A 14708-nucleotide genomic window follows, 5' to 3' on the forward strand; every position below is an offset into this window, starting at 1 on the left:
ACATGTGTCGAATCTGCAAGCCTCGGAATTAATCTGCGTCGGAAGGTGATTTGAGGCCGTGAAACGATTGACGCCACCATTTCGCCCTGTTTTGGCGGCCCGTCAACTCACCAGACATTACAGTCCGTTACACACGCACCTTGACATAGGTGCCCGGAGCATCTCCCAAGGTTTTCATACGCTTGCCGGGCTTGCGGGCGGGCACGCGGATGTTGTCCTGGTTCTCGATCCAATGCTGCCAGTGCGTCCACCATGACCCCGGATGCTCATGCGCCGCGGCGAGCCAGGCGTTGAAATCGCCCATCGGCTTGCCGCCGGTCCAGTACTGATATTTCCTGGCGGCAGGCGGGTTGACGACGCCGGCGATATGGCCGGAACCCGCCATCACATACTCCACGTCGCCGCCGAAAAACCGCGAGCCCAGGAACACCGAGAGCGCCGGCGCGATGTGGTCTTCCTTCGTGGCAAGGTTGTAGACGGGGATGGTGATGTCGGCCAGCGACACCGTGCGACCGGCCAGCTCCATCGTGCCGCGCGAGAGATTGTTCTCCAGATAGCAGTTGCGCAGATAGAAGGAGTGGTTGGCCGCCGCCATGCGCGTGGAATCGGAATTCCAGTAGAGCAGGTCGAAGGGCAGGGGCTCCTTGCCGCGCATGTAGTTGTTGATGACATAGGGCCAGATCAGATCGCCCGAGCGCAGCATGTTGAAGGCGGTGGCCATCTTGGTGCCTTCGAGATAGCCCTTCTCGCTCATCGAGCGCTCGACAGCGGCAACCTGGTCCTCGTCGACGAAGACCTTGAGGTCGCCGGCATAGGTGAAGTCGACCTGGGTGGTGAAGAAGGTGGCCGATTTGATGCGGTTGTCGCCTTCCTGCGCCAGCAGCGCGAGAGCCGCGCCAAGCAGCGTGCCGCCGACGCAATAGCCGATGGCGTTGACTTCCTTCTCGCCGGTCGCTTTCTCCACCATGTCGAGACCGTATTGCAGGCCTTCGCGGATATAGGCCTCCCAGCCCTTGGCGCCGTGGCGCTCGTCGGGGTTGATCCAGGAGATGACGAAGACGGTGTGGCCCTGCTCGATCGCCCAGCGGATGAAGGATTTCTGCGGGTTGAGGTCGAGGATGTAGAATTTGTTGATCCATGGCGGGCAGATCAGCAGCGGGCGCTTCAGCACCGTTTCGGTCACCGGATCGTACTGGATGATCTCGGCGACATCGCTGCGGCCGATGACCTTGCCGGGCGTGGTGGCGATGTTCTTGCCGATTTCGAAAGGCGTGTAGTCGGCCTGGCGCAGCTTCAGGTCGCCGCGCCCGGCGGCGATGTCCTCGGCCAGCATCTTCATGCCGCGCACCAGGTTCTCGCCATTCGAGGCGACCGTCTCGCGGAACAGCTCCGGATTGGTCAGGATGAAGTTCGACGGCGCGATCGCGTTCGACACCTGCTTGACGTAGAAGCTCGCCTTGTGGCGGGTGTGGTCGTCCAGGCCCTCGGCGTGCTCGACCAGCTCGTTCGCCCAGCGCGAGGTGACGAGATAGGCCTGCTTGAGGAAATCGAAGAAGGCGTTGCGGCCCCATTCGGGGTCCTGGAAGCGCTTGTCGCCGCGCTCGGGCTGAACCGCGTCCTGTGGCGCCTCGGCATTGGGATTGACCTTCTGGATGGCGTTGGCCCAGACCGTCATATAGCCGGCGAACAGCCGCGTCTGCGCTTCGAGCGCGCGCTGCGGATCGCCAAGCCAGTACTCCGAGAGCTTGGAGAATGTCTTGACCATGTCGACGACCGGTTCGGCGACATGATCGCGCACCTCACCCTTCTCGCGCGGTTCGGTCCAGGCGGACGCCGCCTTGCCGGCCTGTTCGATCATGCGCGCCATATTCAAGGCGAAGCGCTCGGGATCCTTCACCAGATATTGCTCGATGGCCGAAGGTCCGCCATTTTCCGCTTTGTCCGAATCGTCAGTTTTGGACATGGTCCGCGGGGTTCCTCCCGGAGCGTTTTCTTGACATATTACCATGGGACATCTGACCGGGTCCAATTCGCAGTAACCCGGCTGCCAGGAAAACAATATGACGATAAATGTTGGCGGGACTTTTTTTCTCAGGTTCGGTTCGATCTCCCGCAAGGCGGTCCTGGCCGCGCTGGTCGGCGTGCTGCTGCCCGCCGGCGGCTGCACGAGCACCAGCACCAACAATGCAGCGCCGACGGCCGTGACCGAAGGCCCGAAGGACACCGGCTCCTACCCGAACCTCAACATTCCGCCGCAGGTGGCCGCCAAGCAACTCACCAAGGTGGAGACCGCGGCGAACCTGGCAAGGCTCAAGGCCGAGCAGCAGGCGCAGGCCGCCAAGGGCGGCAGCGTCAAGGCGCCGGCGAATTCCGCGGCGCTGAAGACGCTTGCCAAGACGCATGGTGGCGACACGCTGAAACAGATCGAGGGCAAATGCGACCCGACCCTCGACCCTAACTGCAATTAGGTTTATATCGCGCGCCGAAAGCGCCCCCTTCGATCGTGTCTGGAAATCCAATGGAAGAATTTCACAAGGTCCGCCGGCTTCCGCCTTACGTGTTCGAGCAGGTCAACCGGCTGAAGGCCAGCGCCCGTTCGCGCGGCGCCGACATCATCGACCTTGGCATGGGCAATCCGGACCTGCCGACGCCGAAAGCCATCGTCGACAAATTGTGCGAGGTGGTGCGCGATCCGCGCACGCATCGCTATTCGTCCTCGCGCGGCATTCCGGGCCTGCGCCGCGCCCAAGCCAACTACTATGCCCGCAGGTTCGGCGTGAAGCTCAACCCCGACACCCAGGTGGTGGCCACGCTCGGCTCGAAGGAAGGCTTCGCCAACATGGCGCAGGCGATCACCGCGCCGGGCGACGTCATCCTGTGCCCCAATCCGACCTATCCGATCCACGCCTTCGGCTTCATCATGTCGGGCGGCGTCATCCGCTCGCTGCAGGTCGAGCCCGACGACGGCTTCATCCCGGCGGTCGAGCGCGGTATCCGCCATTCGATCCCGAAGCCGCTGGCGCTGATCCTCAACTATCCGTCGAATCCGACGGCGCTGGTCGCCTCGCTCGACTTCTACAAGGACGTGGTCGCCTTCGCGAAGAAGAACGACATCATCATCCTGTCCGATCTTGCCTATTCCGAGATTTATTTCGACGGCAATCCGCCGCCTTCGGTGCTGCAGGTGCCGGGCGCGATGGATATCTGCGTCGAGTTCACCTCGATGTCGAAGACCTTCTCCATGCCGGGCTGGCGCATGGGATTCGCCGTCGGCAACGAGCGGCTGATCTCGGCGCTGACGCGGGTGAAGTCCTATCTCGACTATGGCGCCTTCACGCCGATCCAGGTGGCGGCGGCGCATGCGCTGAACGGCGACGGCGCCGACATCGAGGAGGTGCGCGAGGTCTACCACAAGCGGCGCGACGTGATGGTCGATTCCTTCGGCCGCGCCGGCTGGACCATTCCCGCGCCCGCGGCCTCGATGTTCGCCTGGGCGCCGATCCCGGAACAGTTCCGCCATCTCGGCTCGCTCGAATTCTCCAAGCTGCTCATCGAGCATGCGGATGTCGCGGTGGCGCCGGGCATCGGCTTCGGCGAGCATGGCGACGACTATGTGCGCGTGGCGCTGGTCGAGAACGAGCACCGGATCCGTCAGGCCGCGCGCAACATCAAGCGCTTCCTGGCATCAACCGCCAAGCAGCCCAACAATGTGGTGCCGCTCGCCGCTCGGCGCTGAGTCTGCCTAATATTTCTGGATTTTGAGGGGCGTCGCCGGACATGGCTGAAGCGTTGCGTGTTGGAATTGCCGGCCTCGGCACGGTTGGCGCCTCGGTGGCGCGCGTGCTGCGCGACAAGGCGGCGGAGCTCACCCGCCAATGCGGACGCGACATCGTCGTGACGGCGGTTTCCGCCCGCGACCGGAAACGCGACCGCGGCGTCGATCTCAGCGCCGCGACATGGTTCGACGATCCGGTCCAAATGGCCGAAAAGGCCGACATCGACGTCTTTGTCGAGCTGATCGGCGGCGACGAAGGGCCGGCGCGGCTGGCGGTGAAGGCGGCGCTCGAGGCGGGCCGGCATGTCGTCACCGCCAACAAGGCGCTGCTTGCCAAGCATGGCGTGGCGCTTGCCGAGATCGCCGAGAAGAAGGGTGTTCTGCTCAATTACGAGGCGGCGGTGGCCGGCGGCATCCCCGTCATCAAGACGATGCGCGAGGCAATGGCCGGCAATGCGGTGACGCGTGTCTTCGGCATCCTCAACGGCACCTGCAACTACATCCTGACCCGCATGGAAGCCGAGGGCATCTCGTTCGATGCCTGCCTGAAGGACGCGCAGCGACTGGGCTACGCCGAGGCCGACCCGACCTTCGACATCGAAGGCCACGACACGGCCCACAAGCTGTCGATCCTGACCAGCCTTGCCTTCGGCACGAAGATCGCCGCCAACGACATCTATATGGAAGGCATCTCCAACATCAGCCAGGCAGACATCCGCGCGGCGGCCGATCTCGGCTACCGCATCAAGCTGCTGGGCGTCGCGCAACGCACCGACAGCGGCATCGAGCAGCGGGTGCACCCGACGATGGTACCGACGGCGTCCGTCATCGCGCAGGTACACGGCGTCACCAATGCCGTGGCGATAGAGACCGACATTCTGGGCGAGCTTCTGCTTTCCGGTCCAGGCGCCGGCGGCAACGCCACCGCCTCGGCGGTGATCGGCGACATTGCCGACATCGCCAAGAGCCGGCCCGGGTTCCAGCACGCTCCGGTGTTCGGCTGGCCGGCGAAGGAACTGAAGCCCTATAAGAAAGCGCAGATGCGCAGCCATGCCGGCGGCTACTTCATTCGCTTGACCGTGCATGACCGCACCGGCGTCTTCGCGGCCATCGCCAAGCGCATGGCCGACAACGACATCTCGCTGGAATCGATCGTCCAGCAGGCGGCCAGCGCGGAGACCCAGGCGCAGAAAACGGTCATCCTCGTCACCCACGAGACGACGGAAGCCGCGGTGCGCAAGGCGGTCGAAGGCATCACCAAGGACGGCCATCTGACCGACAAACCGCAAGTGATCCGCATCGAGCGGGCGGAATAAGCCAGGTCCGATTCCGTCTTCAATCGATTGATTTTGCTGCCATTTCAAAAACTGACGTGGCAAGTCTTGCCGTTGTCATGGAGCTTTGCCAGAAGAAGCCCGCCTCTGGCGGGAGGCGGAGCAATTCCGGCGCTCAACCGTTCTGGGATTGCTCGACGCAAACAGACAACGAGGAACGCCCATCCATGAACATCGCCCAGAACATCACTGCCGGCCTCGACCGGATCCTCACCATGGAAGTGGTGCGCGTCACCGAGCGCGCCGCCGTCGCGGCCGCCAGGCTGCGCGGGCGTGGCGATGAGAAGGCAGCCGACCAGGTGGCGGTCGATGCGATGCGTCAGGAGCTAAACCGGCTGGCCATCAAGGGCACGGTGGTGATCGGCGAGGGCGAGCGCGACGAGGCGCCGATGCTCTATATCGGCGAAGAGGTCGGCACCGGCAAAGGCCCGGCCGTCGACATCGCGCTAGATCCGCTGGAAGGCACCACGATCTGCGCCAAGAACCTGCCCAACGCGCTTGCGGTCATCGCCATCGCGGAAAAGGGCAGCCTGCTGTTTGCACCAGACGTCTATATGGACAAGATCGCCATCGGCCCCGGCTATCCGGAAGGCCTGATCGACATCGACGCCTCGCCGGCCGAGAACCTCGCCAATCTGGCCAAGGCCAAGGGCGTGGCCATTTCCGACATTACGGCCTGCATCCTCGACCGGCCGCGTCACGCCAAGCTGATCGACGCCGTGCGCGCCACGGGTGCGGCGATACGGCTGATCGGCGACGGCGATGTCGCCGGCGTCATCCACACCACCGATCCGGACGAGACCGGGATCGACATCTATCTCGGCACGGGTGGCGCGCCGGAAGGCGTGCTGGCGGCGGCGGCGCTTCGCTGCACCGGCGGGCAGATGCTGGGCCGGCTGATCCTCGACACGCCGGAAAAGGTGGCACGGGCTGAGAAGATGGGCATTTCCGACCCGAAGCGGGTCTATCGCGCCCAGGACATGGCGCGCGGCGACGTGCTGTTCGCGGCGACCGGCGTTACCGACGGCAATCTGCTCGACGGGGTGAAGTTCGGCCGCACCTTCATCACCACGCATACCATCGTGCTGCGCTCGTCCTCGCGCACGGTCCGCGAGATCAAGGCGCGCCACCAGGATCTGGATAAGTTCTGATTTCGCCCATTTGAGCGCCACCGCGGCGTTCCGGGGAAAAACCTTCCACACTTTTCCCCGGATTGCTCGCTTGCGCCGAATTGCTCCCGCCGTCGCATATTGATATCTGCCCAAGATGATGTGCAGACGGCGCGTCGCATGACGGGCGAGAAACGGTTCTTCCTCGATGTCAGGCAGTCGGCGACCGGTGTTTCCTGGCAACACCGGCTGACCGAGCGGCAGGACATGGCCGCCTTGGCGATCGCGCAGGGCCACGGCGTGCCCGACATCGTAGCGCGGGTGCTTGCCGGGCGCGGCGTCAGCGCTGAGCAGGCCGACCGCTTCCTCGATCCGACCATCCGCGAGCTTCTGCCGAACCCGGCATCGCTGACCGACATGGAGAAAGCGGCGTCGAGGCTCGCCGATGCGATCGTCGCCCGCGAAAAAGTGGCGATCTTCGGGGACTACGATGTCGACGGTGCCGCCTCGTCGGCGCTCCTGAAACGCTTCCTCACGCATTTTTCGGTGCCGTCGGAAATCTATATCCCGGACCGCATCTTCGAAGGCTACGGGCCCAATCCGGAAGCGATGCGGGAACTGATCTCGCGCGGCGCCAAGCTGATCGTCACCGTCGATTGTGGCACCAACAGCGCGACCTCGATCGAGGCGGCCAGGGAAGCCGGCGCCGACGTGGTGGTGCTCGACCACCACCAGGTCGGCGGCCCGCTGCCGCCGGCGGCGGCCGTGGTCAATCCCAATCGCGAGGACGATTTGTCGGGGCAGGGGCATCTGTGCGCCGCGGGCGTCGTCTTCCTGTGCCTGGTTCAGACGGCAAAGCTGCTGCGCGAAAGGCTGCCGGATGCCGCGCCCGTCGATCTGCTTTCAATGCTCGATCTGGTGGCGCTGGCGACGGTGTGCGACGTGGTGCCGCTCACCGGCGTCAACCGGGCCTTCATCGTCAAGGGGCTGCAGGTGTTGCGCCAGCAGAAGAATGAGGGGTTGGCGGCGCTGGCGCGGGACACGCGCATCGGCGAGCCGATCAACACCTTCCATCTGTCCTTCCTGATCGGCCCGCGCATCAATGCCGGCGGCCGCATCGGCGATGCCGCGCTCGGCAGCCGGCTTCTAGCCACCGACGATCCCGTCGAGGCAGCAAGCATCGCCGAGACGCTCGACCGGCTGAACCAGGAACGGCAGCAGATGGAGCAGGAGATGCTGGCGCAGGCGCGTGCCGAGGCCGATGCCGAGCTTGCCGGCGGCAACGGGCCGGCGGTCATCGTCACGGCCAGCAACAGCTGGCATCCGGGCATCGTCGGGCTGATCGCCTCGCGGCTCAAGGATTATGCGCGCCGGCCGGCCTTTGCCATCGCCTTCAATTCGACCGGCATCGGCACGGGCTCCGGCCGTTCGGTGACCGGCTTCGACCTTGGCCGGCTGGTGCGCGAGGCGGCGGCTGCCGGGCTGATCGTCAAGGGCGGCGGCCATGCGATGGCGGCCGGCATCACCGTCGAGCGTGCCAAGCTCGGCGAGTTGCGCGCCTTCTTCGAAGAACGCGCCGCGGCCGATGTCTTCCGGCTGCAGAACGAGGAAAGCCTGGCGATCGACGGCGCCCTGGCCGCCGAGGGCGCCACGATCGCGCTGCTCGACGCGCTGGAGAAAGCCGGCCCGTTCGGCGCCGGGCACATCGCGCCGGTCTTCGTGCTGCCGCGCCACCGGCTGGCCGACGCGCGCGCGATCGGAACCAATCACATTCGCGTCGACCTGCAGTCCCAAAGCGGCGGCAACATCCAGGCGATCGCCTTCCGCGCCGTCGACACTGCGCTCGGCGAATTCCTGTTCAAGAACAGGGGCAGGACCGTGCATATCGCCGGTTCGCTGTCGGGCAATTACTGGAACGGCAACCGCACGGTGCAGTTTCGCATCAGCGACGCGGCGCTTGCTTAACGACCTACCTTAACACAGACGTTTTGACCGGTTGGTTCGTGTGCGTTGGCAGATCCCATGCCTTGGCGATTGGCCGAGACGCCTATCGCAGTCGTCATCCAGGGTCTGCGCGCGTCGCTACGCTCCCTGCTCCGCCCTGGAATGACGAGGTTCGGGAGCCTCCAGCTCATCGCCAGCGTTTGCGCTGACTACGGCAACGGACGTTGATAGCCTTGCCCGACAAGCCTGGAATCTTTCCAAATCACTGAAGTAGCGGAATTCAGACCAGAACGGACTGCAGGCGGGTCAATTCGCTGATCTGGGACATCGTCGCCTGGTAGCCGAGGCTGATCGCCTCGTCGGCGCGATGGAATTCCGTCAGGCCGATATGGCTGAGTTTCGGCTGCAGTGACATATCCGGCGGATCGCCGGCCAGCCTGGCGCGCGAAATCCGGTCCTGGATGATGTTGAAGGCCTCGACCATGACGCCGGTGATGCCGAGGCGGCTCTGGTGCGACTGGGGATTGACCTGGCCGGGGCGCGGAGCGTCTTTCTCGACGACCAGTTCGCCGGCGCTGTGCTTGATGACGGCGGCGCGCCCGAAGAGGTCATAATGCAGGTTGACCGCCACGACGAGCGGCTGCTCGTAGGCGCGGCAGACCGAGACCGGCACCGGATTGACCAGCGCGCCGTCGACCAGCATGCGGCCGTTGCAGGCCACCGGCTCGAAGACGCCGGGCAGCGCGTAGGAAGCGCGCATGGCGGTGACGAGCGAGCCGCTCGACAGCCAGATCTCGTGGCCGGTGCGGATTTCGGAAGCGACGGCGACAAAGGGTTTCGACAGATCGTCGAAGCGGGCGCCGTCGAGATGCTCGCGTAGGCGCTGGTCGAGCTTCATGCCGCCGAACAGGCCGCTGCCGCGCAGATTGAGGTCGAGCAGGCCGAAGATGCGCCGCTTGGTCAGGCTTCTGGCGAACTCCTCCAGCTCGTCGAGCTTGCCGGCAAGATAACAGCCACCGACCAGGGCACCGACCGAGGTACCGGCGATCATCGACACTTCGATGCCGGCTTCGTCGAGCGCGCGCAGCACGCCGATATGGGCCCAGCCGCGCGCGCAGCCGCCGCCGAGCGCCAGCGAGATGCCGGTCTTCCTGCCGGACTTAGGATCTGGCAAGCCGCCGGACGATGCGGGGCCGTTGGCCTCTCGAAGGTCAGGTTTGCTGCGCAATGACGCCCATTCGAGCATCATGATCTCCCTTGTCCCGTATCCCTTGTACCGCAAGGATATTTGAGAATAGTGAATCTGAGTGGTTTGTGAATATTGAATGGTTCACACCGGCTTCCGATACGTTTCTTCCGCATCGAACAGCGGCCTGCTGCCGTCGCCGGCAAGCGTTGCTTTGCCGTCATTCAGCCCCACCGTCCGATAAAAACAAGAACGCCGTCCGGTGTGGCAGGTTGCGTCGTGGCCCAACACTTTCACGCGCAACCATATCGCGTCCTGGTCACAATCCGTGCGCATCTCGACGACCTGCTGGAAGTTGCCCGAGGTCTCGCCCTTCTTCCACAGCGCATTGCGCGAGCGCGACCAGTAGTGTGCAATGCCGGTTTCCAGCGTAAGCGCCAGCGCCTCGGCATTCATATGCGCGACCATCAACAGCATGCCGTCACCGGCGTCGGTGACGACGACGGTGACGAGGCCCGCGGCGTCGAAGCGCGGAGAAAAGACGGAGCCTTCCTCCAGCGCTTTCTTGTCTGACGGAGCTTTCGGGAATTCGACTGCCGACATCGCCGGTCCTTATATGTTTGGCCGGCGACGGTCGATCATCAGCCGCCTGCGCGCACCATGGTGACGAAGCGGACCTGCTCCTCGGGCGTATCCTTGAAGACGCCGGTGAAGGTCGAGGTCAGCGTGGTCGAGCCCTGCTTGCGGATGCCGCGCATGGCCATGCACATGTGCTCGGCCTCGAGCATGACGGCGACGCCGCGCGGGTTGAGCACGTCCTGGATGACGCCGGCGATCTGCGCGGTCATCGCTTCCTGAGTCTGCAGGCGGTGGGCGAAGATGTCGACCACGCGCGCGATCTTCGACAGGCCGACAACCTTGCCGTCCGGCAGATAGCCGACATGCGCCTTGCCGATGATCGGCACCATGTGATGCTCGCAATGCGAATGGAACTTTATGTCCTTGACGATGACGAGGTCGTCATAGCCGGCAACCTCCTCGAAGGTACGGCCAAGCTCGTCGGCCGGGCACATGTCGTAGCCGTTGAACATCTCGCGGAAGGCTTTGGTGACACGCTTCGGCGTATCGACCAGGCCTTCGCGATCCGGATTGTCGCCGGTCCAGCGCAGCAATGTGCGCACGGCGGCCTCGACCTCGGCTTCGCTCGGCCGGTCGGTGACGGGCTTGTCCAAATATTGTGAAGGGGGCATGATTTTCTTGATGACGGCATCCATAAAGGCGTCTCCCGTAGTCCCACTCAAAGGTGGGACGAGTTGAACGGACCATGACCTTTTGGGTGAAAATCGCCCATTTCCATCCCGCAAGCGGCGTGAACAGCGGGGCAACGAAGGCAGCTTCCGGCCGCCTTGTCGATGCCCGACTGCCACCATTATATATGGTTGGAGCGGAGCGAAAGGAAGACGCGAGAGCGGCAAACCCTGTTCGCTGGGCGGCGACGGATTGGAAAAATATGATCGACGACGTCTACAATGCGAAAATTCTCGGCTTCGCCGGAAACATCGGGCGTATCGGCCGGCTCGATCATCCCGACGCGACCGCCAGGGCGCATTCCAAATTGTGCGGCTCGACCGTGACCGTCGACCTCAAGATGGATGGCGACGTGGTGACCGATTTCGCCCATGAGGTGAAGGCCTGCGCGCTCGGCCAGGCCTCTTCTTCGATCATGGCCCAGCATGTGGTCGGCGCCAACGCCGGCGAATTGCGCGCCGTGCGCGAAACCATGCTGAAGATGCTGAAGGAGAATGGCGCGCCGCCGGAAGGCCGCTTCGCCGACCTCAAATATCTGGAACCGGTGCGCGACTACAAGGCGCGCCACGCGTCCACCATGCTGACCTTCGACGCGGTGGTCGACGCGATCGGCCAGATCGAGAAGAAGCGCGCCGGACAGGCGGCGTGAGGACACGGCTTAGGCCGCTCCCCTGGTTACAGCGAATTCGCTTCGGATCCAGTCGGCGAACGCCTTGGCGGGTTCGGCCAGATCCGACAAGTTCCTGGCCACCAGCCAGTAGGCGCCGGAAGCGACATCGATATCGAACGGCTTGATCAAAGTCCCCGAAGCGAGCTCCTCGCCGACCTGCAGGAGGTCGCCGAGCGCCACGCCATGGCCGAGCAGCGCGGCCTGTTTGGAAAGCGAGACGTCGGTCAGCATCGGGCCGCGCGCGGGGACCGCCTCGGCGGGCACGCCGGCCGCCTGGAACCAGCGCGCCCAGCCCTGGCGGTTTTCCTCGTGCAGCAGCGTGTAATGGCGAAGGTCGATCGGCTTTTCCAGGGGAGGGCCGGCGGCAAGCAGCGCCGGCGACAGGACCGGTGAATCGACGGTTGAGGCCAGGCGCTCGGCCTCGCTGCGCGGCCACGATGTGGCGTGCGCGCTGAAGCGCAAGGCGAGCTCGGGCTGATCGCTGCGGAACTCGATCGGCCGTGGATCGACTTCGAGGGAAACGTCGATATCGGGCCGCAACTGGCGAAAGCGATTGAGCCGTGGCACCAGCCACACGGCGGCGAGCGACGGTTCGACGCTGACGCGCACGACGGCTTGGGCTGGCGAGGCCGTGAGCTCGGAAAGCACGCGGTGGATATCGTCGAAGCTTCTCACCAATCGGCCGAGCAGCCGATGGCCCGCATCCGTCAGTTCGACACGGCGATGGAGACGTAGGAACAGCGGTCTTCCCAGAAAGGTCTCGAGCTCGCGTATCTGCCGGCTGATCGCGGCCTGTGAGACATAAAGCTCCTCTGCCGCCCGGCTGAAGCTCAAATGCCGGCCGGCCGTCTCGAAGCTTCTCAATGCCGTCAGCGGCAGGCGGCTCCGCTTCATTCGCATAACCTCAAGTTATCCGAGGCGGAAATTATACTCGTTTGAGGAGGAAGGCCAGCGGCAGTCTAATCCGTGTCAAAGGAGACCTGCCATGAACGAGTTCCTGGCCATTTTCAGCGACGTGGTACGGATAGCGACCTTCCAATGGCATGGTGGAGTCGTGCGCGACGGCCGCCATGACCGCCGCGATCTTCCCGCTCACCATCGCCCATGGACCGGCAGCCATCCCATCCGGCGCTCCAGGCCTTGAGGGCAAAGCATTGCGTTTCAGCGTCGAAGCCCACATCTATCGCGCAGTGAAACAGGCTGGGGAGCGATGGGCGACCATCACGGAAATACGCACCGGCCGATCCAGCAGGGACGCAATTGGCCGGGGCCATGGCGCAAGACGCCCGGGCGCATCCTCGGCACGTCGCTCGTGCGCCTTTATCAATTGACGCTTTCAGGCTTTGTCGGCAACAGCTGCCGGCACCTGCCGACCTGCTCCGAATACGCGCATGAGGCGATCGCCCGCCATGGCCTGTGGGCCGGCGGCTGGATGGGGCTGTTCAGAATCTCACGCTGCGGGCCGTTCGGAACGCATGGCATCGATCGCGTGCCGGAGGTGCTTGCGGCGCGCTATGTCTGGTTCATGCCCTGGCGCTACTGGCGGATCGGCAAAAGGCGCGGCGACCCCGAAATCTGATTGCTTCGCCGTGATGCGGACCGGATTTTAACGGTCCGGTAGGGTTAACGCGAAGCTGCACAAACATTGCCAATTTGAGACAAAATCGAGACAAGTCGCCTCGCTAAGCCGCTCCCGCAATCTCATACCGGAGTGACTTCGCCATGCGCCAGATGGACCGCTATCCCTTCATTTTTGCCATCGTCCTTTTCCTTCTGGCCTGGATGCTCGGCTTGCCGGTGCGGGCGCAATCGGCGCCGCTCAACGACATCCGCTGCACGCTGATCCAGGATGCGCAAAGCGGCGCCACGCTTTACCAGGACGGCGTCTGCGATCAGCGCGTCAGTCCGGCCTCGACGTTCAAGGTGCCCCTGGCGCTGATCGGCTATGACGCAGGCATCTTAAGCGAAGTGCACACGCCGAGCTGGGGCTACAAGCCGGAATTCAAGGCGGCGAAGCGCGACCAGAAGACCGTCGATCCAACGATCTGGGAACGCGATTCCATCGTCTGGTACTCGCGCGAGATCACGCGGCGGCTCGGCGCCGAAAAATTCGCCGGCTACGTGTCGAGATTCGGCTATGGCAACAAGGACGTCTCGGGCGATGCCGGCAAGGATAACGGACTGACGCAATCCTGGATCAATTCCTCGCTCGAAATATCGCCGGTCGAGCAGACGGCGTTCCTGCGCCAACTGCTCGCCGGCAAGATGCCGGTGTCGGCGAAGGCGCATGAAATGACCAGGGCAATCCTGCCGACCTTCGCGGCAGCAGACTGGACGGTGCAGGGCAAGACCGGCAGCACCCGGCTTGGCCAGGATGGCAGGCGCTCGCTTGGGTGGTTCGTCGGCTGGGCCGAGAAGGGCGGGCGCCGCATCGTCTTTGCAAGGCTGGTCGTCGATGCCAAGCGTGCCGACCAGCCGAAAGGTCTCGCGACGCGCGCGGCGTTCCTGAAGATTTGCCGCAACTGGTGAAGTAGCCTCTCTCAGATGCTGCGGCGGGCGCGCAGGATGTGCCCGCCGGAATTGCTTTTGGTGCTCGGCAGCTTGGCGAAACGGGCGGCAATGTCGCCGTTGTCGAGATCCTCGATATCGTCGAAGCCGAGATCCGCGAGCGACTTCGCCAATTCATCGGGAACAAAGAAACTGATCCAGGGCTCGACGACCGCCGCGACGCGCGCCGCATAGAAGGCAAGCGTCGCTCGGCCCGCGGCGCCACGATTCCCGGCCGGCTCGCTGTAGTCGAAGGCGACCTCCGAGCCGGCGAGGCCGGCAATGTAGCCAAGCGTGGCAAAAATCGCTTCGCGCGTCAGGTAGGGCACGACGCCCAGCCAGATGAAAAAGCTCGGCTCGTTCGCTTTCAGACTGCCGCCGCCAATTCGCCTGCCAGACTCTGGCGTTCGAAATCGACCGGCACGAAGGCGGCGCCGGCCGGCTCGGCAAGACCGGCTTCGGCGATGCGTTGGCGCTTCCAAGCCTGTGTCGCCGGGTGATCGACCTCGAAGACCGCGAGGTCGGGATATGGATTGCGCAGCGCAAAAATGTCGAGGCCGGCGCCAAGCACCACGACTTGGGCGACGCCGCGTCGCACCGCCGCCGCCAGCCAGTCCTCGGCAAGGCGGGCGCGTGAGGCAACGAACAGGCGCATGCGGCGGCCATGTTCGTCTTCCCGCGAGAGTTCCCCGGCGTTTGGCGCAGCCTCGCCCAGAATCGGGAGCGCGTAGGGATCGCGAAACAGCGCCGCTTGCGGTGAGAATTGATGAAGGGCACGCAAGCGCGCGACGCGCAGGGCGGTTCGGCTGGGGGATGCGTCTTCCATAGTTCGTAT

Annotated in this window: 15 protein-coding genes and 1 pseudogene; 9 read left to right on the forward strand and 7 right to left on the reverse strand. The window is 64.3% G+C overall.

Features of this window, described 5'->3' with window-relative positions; genetic code table 11:
• Positions 1–127: 127 nt before the first annotated feature.
• The gene (gene phaC / locus EJ072_RS28640) at positions 128–1963 is read right to left on the reverse strand and encodes a class I poly(R)-hydroxyalkanoic acid synthase (RefSeq protein WP_126082338.1); all 1836 of its coding nucleotides are present in this window, start codon (positions 1961–1963) and stop codon (positions 128–130) included.
• A 97-nt stretch (positions 1964–2060) separates the two neighbouring features.
• Between phaC and EJ072_RS28645 the strand changes: the two genes are divergently transcribed.
• The 5 genes from EJ072_RS28645 (at position 2061) to recJ (ending at position 8183) form a co-directional block, all read left to right on the forward strand.
• Complete coding sequence (locus EJ072_RS28645; protein WP_189343115.1) at positions 2061–2468, forward strand: hypothetical protein; 408 nt, start codon at positions 2061–2063, stop codon at positions 2466–2468.
• A gap of 50 nt (positions 2469–2518) precedes the next feature.
• On the forward strand, positions 2519–3736 hold the full coding sequence (locus EJ072_RS28650) for an LL-diaminopimelate aminotransferase (protein ID WP_126060457.1): 1218 nt from the start codon (positions 2519–2521) through the stop codon (positions 3734–3736).
• A 41-nt stretch (positions 3737–3777) separates the two neighbouring features.
• Positions 3778–5091, forward strand: coding sequence for a homoserine dehydrogenase (locus EJ072_RS28655; protein WP_126082339.1), 1314 nt, complete (start codon positions 3778–3780; stop codon positions 5089–5091).
• Between the two features lie 185 nt (positions 5092–5276).
• On the forward strand, positions 5277–6260 hold the full coding sequence (glpX, locus tag EJ072_RS28660) for a class II fructose-bisphosphatase (protein WP_126082340.1): 984 nt from the start codon (positions 5277–5279) through the stop codon (positions 6258–6260).
• Positions 6261–6398: 138 nt separating this feature from the next.
• On the forward strand, positions 6399–8183 hold the full coding sequence (gene recJ / locus EJ072_RS28665) for a single-stranded-DNA-specific exonuclease RecJ (protein WP_126082341.1): 1785 nt from the start codon (positions 6399–6401) through the stop codon (positions 8181–8183).
• A gap of 259 nt (positions 8184–8442) precedes the next feature.
• Here recJ and EJ072_RS28670 read toward each other — a convergent pair whose 3' ends face one another.
• The 3 genes from EJ072_RS28670 to folE all read right to left on the reverse strand — a co-directional run bounded on the left by EJ072_RS28670 (position 8443) and on the right by folE (position 10622).
• Positions 8443–9408, reverse strand: coding sequence for a patatin family protein (locus EJ072_RS28670; RefSeq protein ID WP_126083781.1), 966 nt, complete (start codon positions 9406–9408; stop codon positions 8443–8445).
• A gap of 84 nt (positions 9409–9492) precedes the next feature.
• Entirely contained in the window at positions 9493–9951 is a 459-nt protein-coding gene (gene hisI, locus EJ072_RS28675; RefSeq protein WP_126082342.1) for a phosphoribosyl-AMP cyclohydrolase, read from the reverse strand.
• 38 nt (positions 9952–9989) lie between these two features.
• Positions 9990–10622, reverse strand: coding sequence for a GTP cyclohydrolase I FolE (gene folE / locus EJ072_RS28680; protein WP_040981569.1), 633 nt, complete (start codon positions 10620–10622; stop codon positions 9990–9992).
• A 236-nt stretch (positions 10623–10858) separates the two neighbouring features.
• Here folE and EJ072_RS28685 point away from each other — a divergent pair, with 236 nt between their 5' ends.
• On the forward strand, positions 10859–11305 hold the full coding sequence (locus EJ072_RS28685; RefSeq protein ID WP_126082343.1) for an iron-sulfur cluster assembly scaffold protein: 447 nt from the start codon (positions 10859–10861) through the stop codon (positions 11303–11305).
• A gap of 9 nt (positions 11306–11314) precedes the next feature.
• Here the strand turns inward: EJ072_RS28685 and EJ072_RS28690 are convergent, their stop codons facing one another.
• Entirely contained in the window at positions 11315–12220 is a 906-nt protein-coding gene (locus EJ072_RS28690; RefSeq protein WP_126082344.1) for a LysR substrate-binding domain-containing protein, read from the reverse strand.
• A gap of 91 nt (positions 12221–12311) precedes the next feature.
• Between EJ072_RS28690 and EJ072_RS36160 the strand changes: the two genes are divergently transcribed.
• The 3 genes and pseudogenes from EJ072_RS36160 (at position 12312) to blaOXA (ending at position 13860) form a co-directional block, all read left to right on the forward strand.
• On the forward strand, positions 12312–12470 hold the full coding sequence (locus EJ072_RS36160) for a hypothetical protein (protein ID WP_189343116.1): 159 nt from the start codon (positions 12312–12314) through the stop codon (positions 12468–12470).
• A 66-nt stretch (positions 12471–12536) separates the two neighbouring features.
• Entirely contained in the window at positions 12537–12905 is a 369-nt protein-coding gene (yidD, locus tag EJ072_RS28695; RefSeq protein WP_126082345.1) for a membrane protein insertion efficiency factor YidD, read from the forward strand.
• Between the two features lie 143 nt (positions 12906–13048).
• Positions 13049–13860: pseudogene (blaOXA, locus tag EJ072_RS28700) on the forward strand (class D beta-lactamase).
• Between the two features lie 6 nt (positions 13861–13866).
• On the opposite strand, the gene EJ072_RS37080 reads toward blaOXA, so the two are convergent.
• Both EJ072_RS37080 and EJ072_RS37085 read right to left on the reverse strand, forming a co-directional pair.
• Complete coding sequence (locus EJ072_RS37080) at positions 13867–14202, reverse strand: hypothetical protein (protein WP_245467031.1); 336 nt, start codon at positions 14200–14202, stop codon at positions 13867–13869.
• A gap of 38 nt (positions 14203–14240) precedes the next feature.
• Positions 14241–14699, reverse strand: coding sequence for an SAM-dependent methyltransferase (locus EJ072_RS37085; RefSeq protein ID WP_245467032.1), 459 nt, complete (start codon positions 14697–14699; stop codon positions 14241–14243).
• Positions 14700–14708 lie beyond the last annotated feature (9 nt).

It is taken from the genome of Mesorhizobium sp. M2A.F.Ca.ET.046.03.2.1 (assembly GCF_003952425.1).
Lineage (GTDB): Bacteria > Pseudomonadota > Alphaproteobacteria > Rhizobiales > Rhizobiaceae > Mesorhizobium.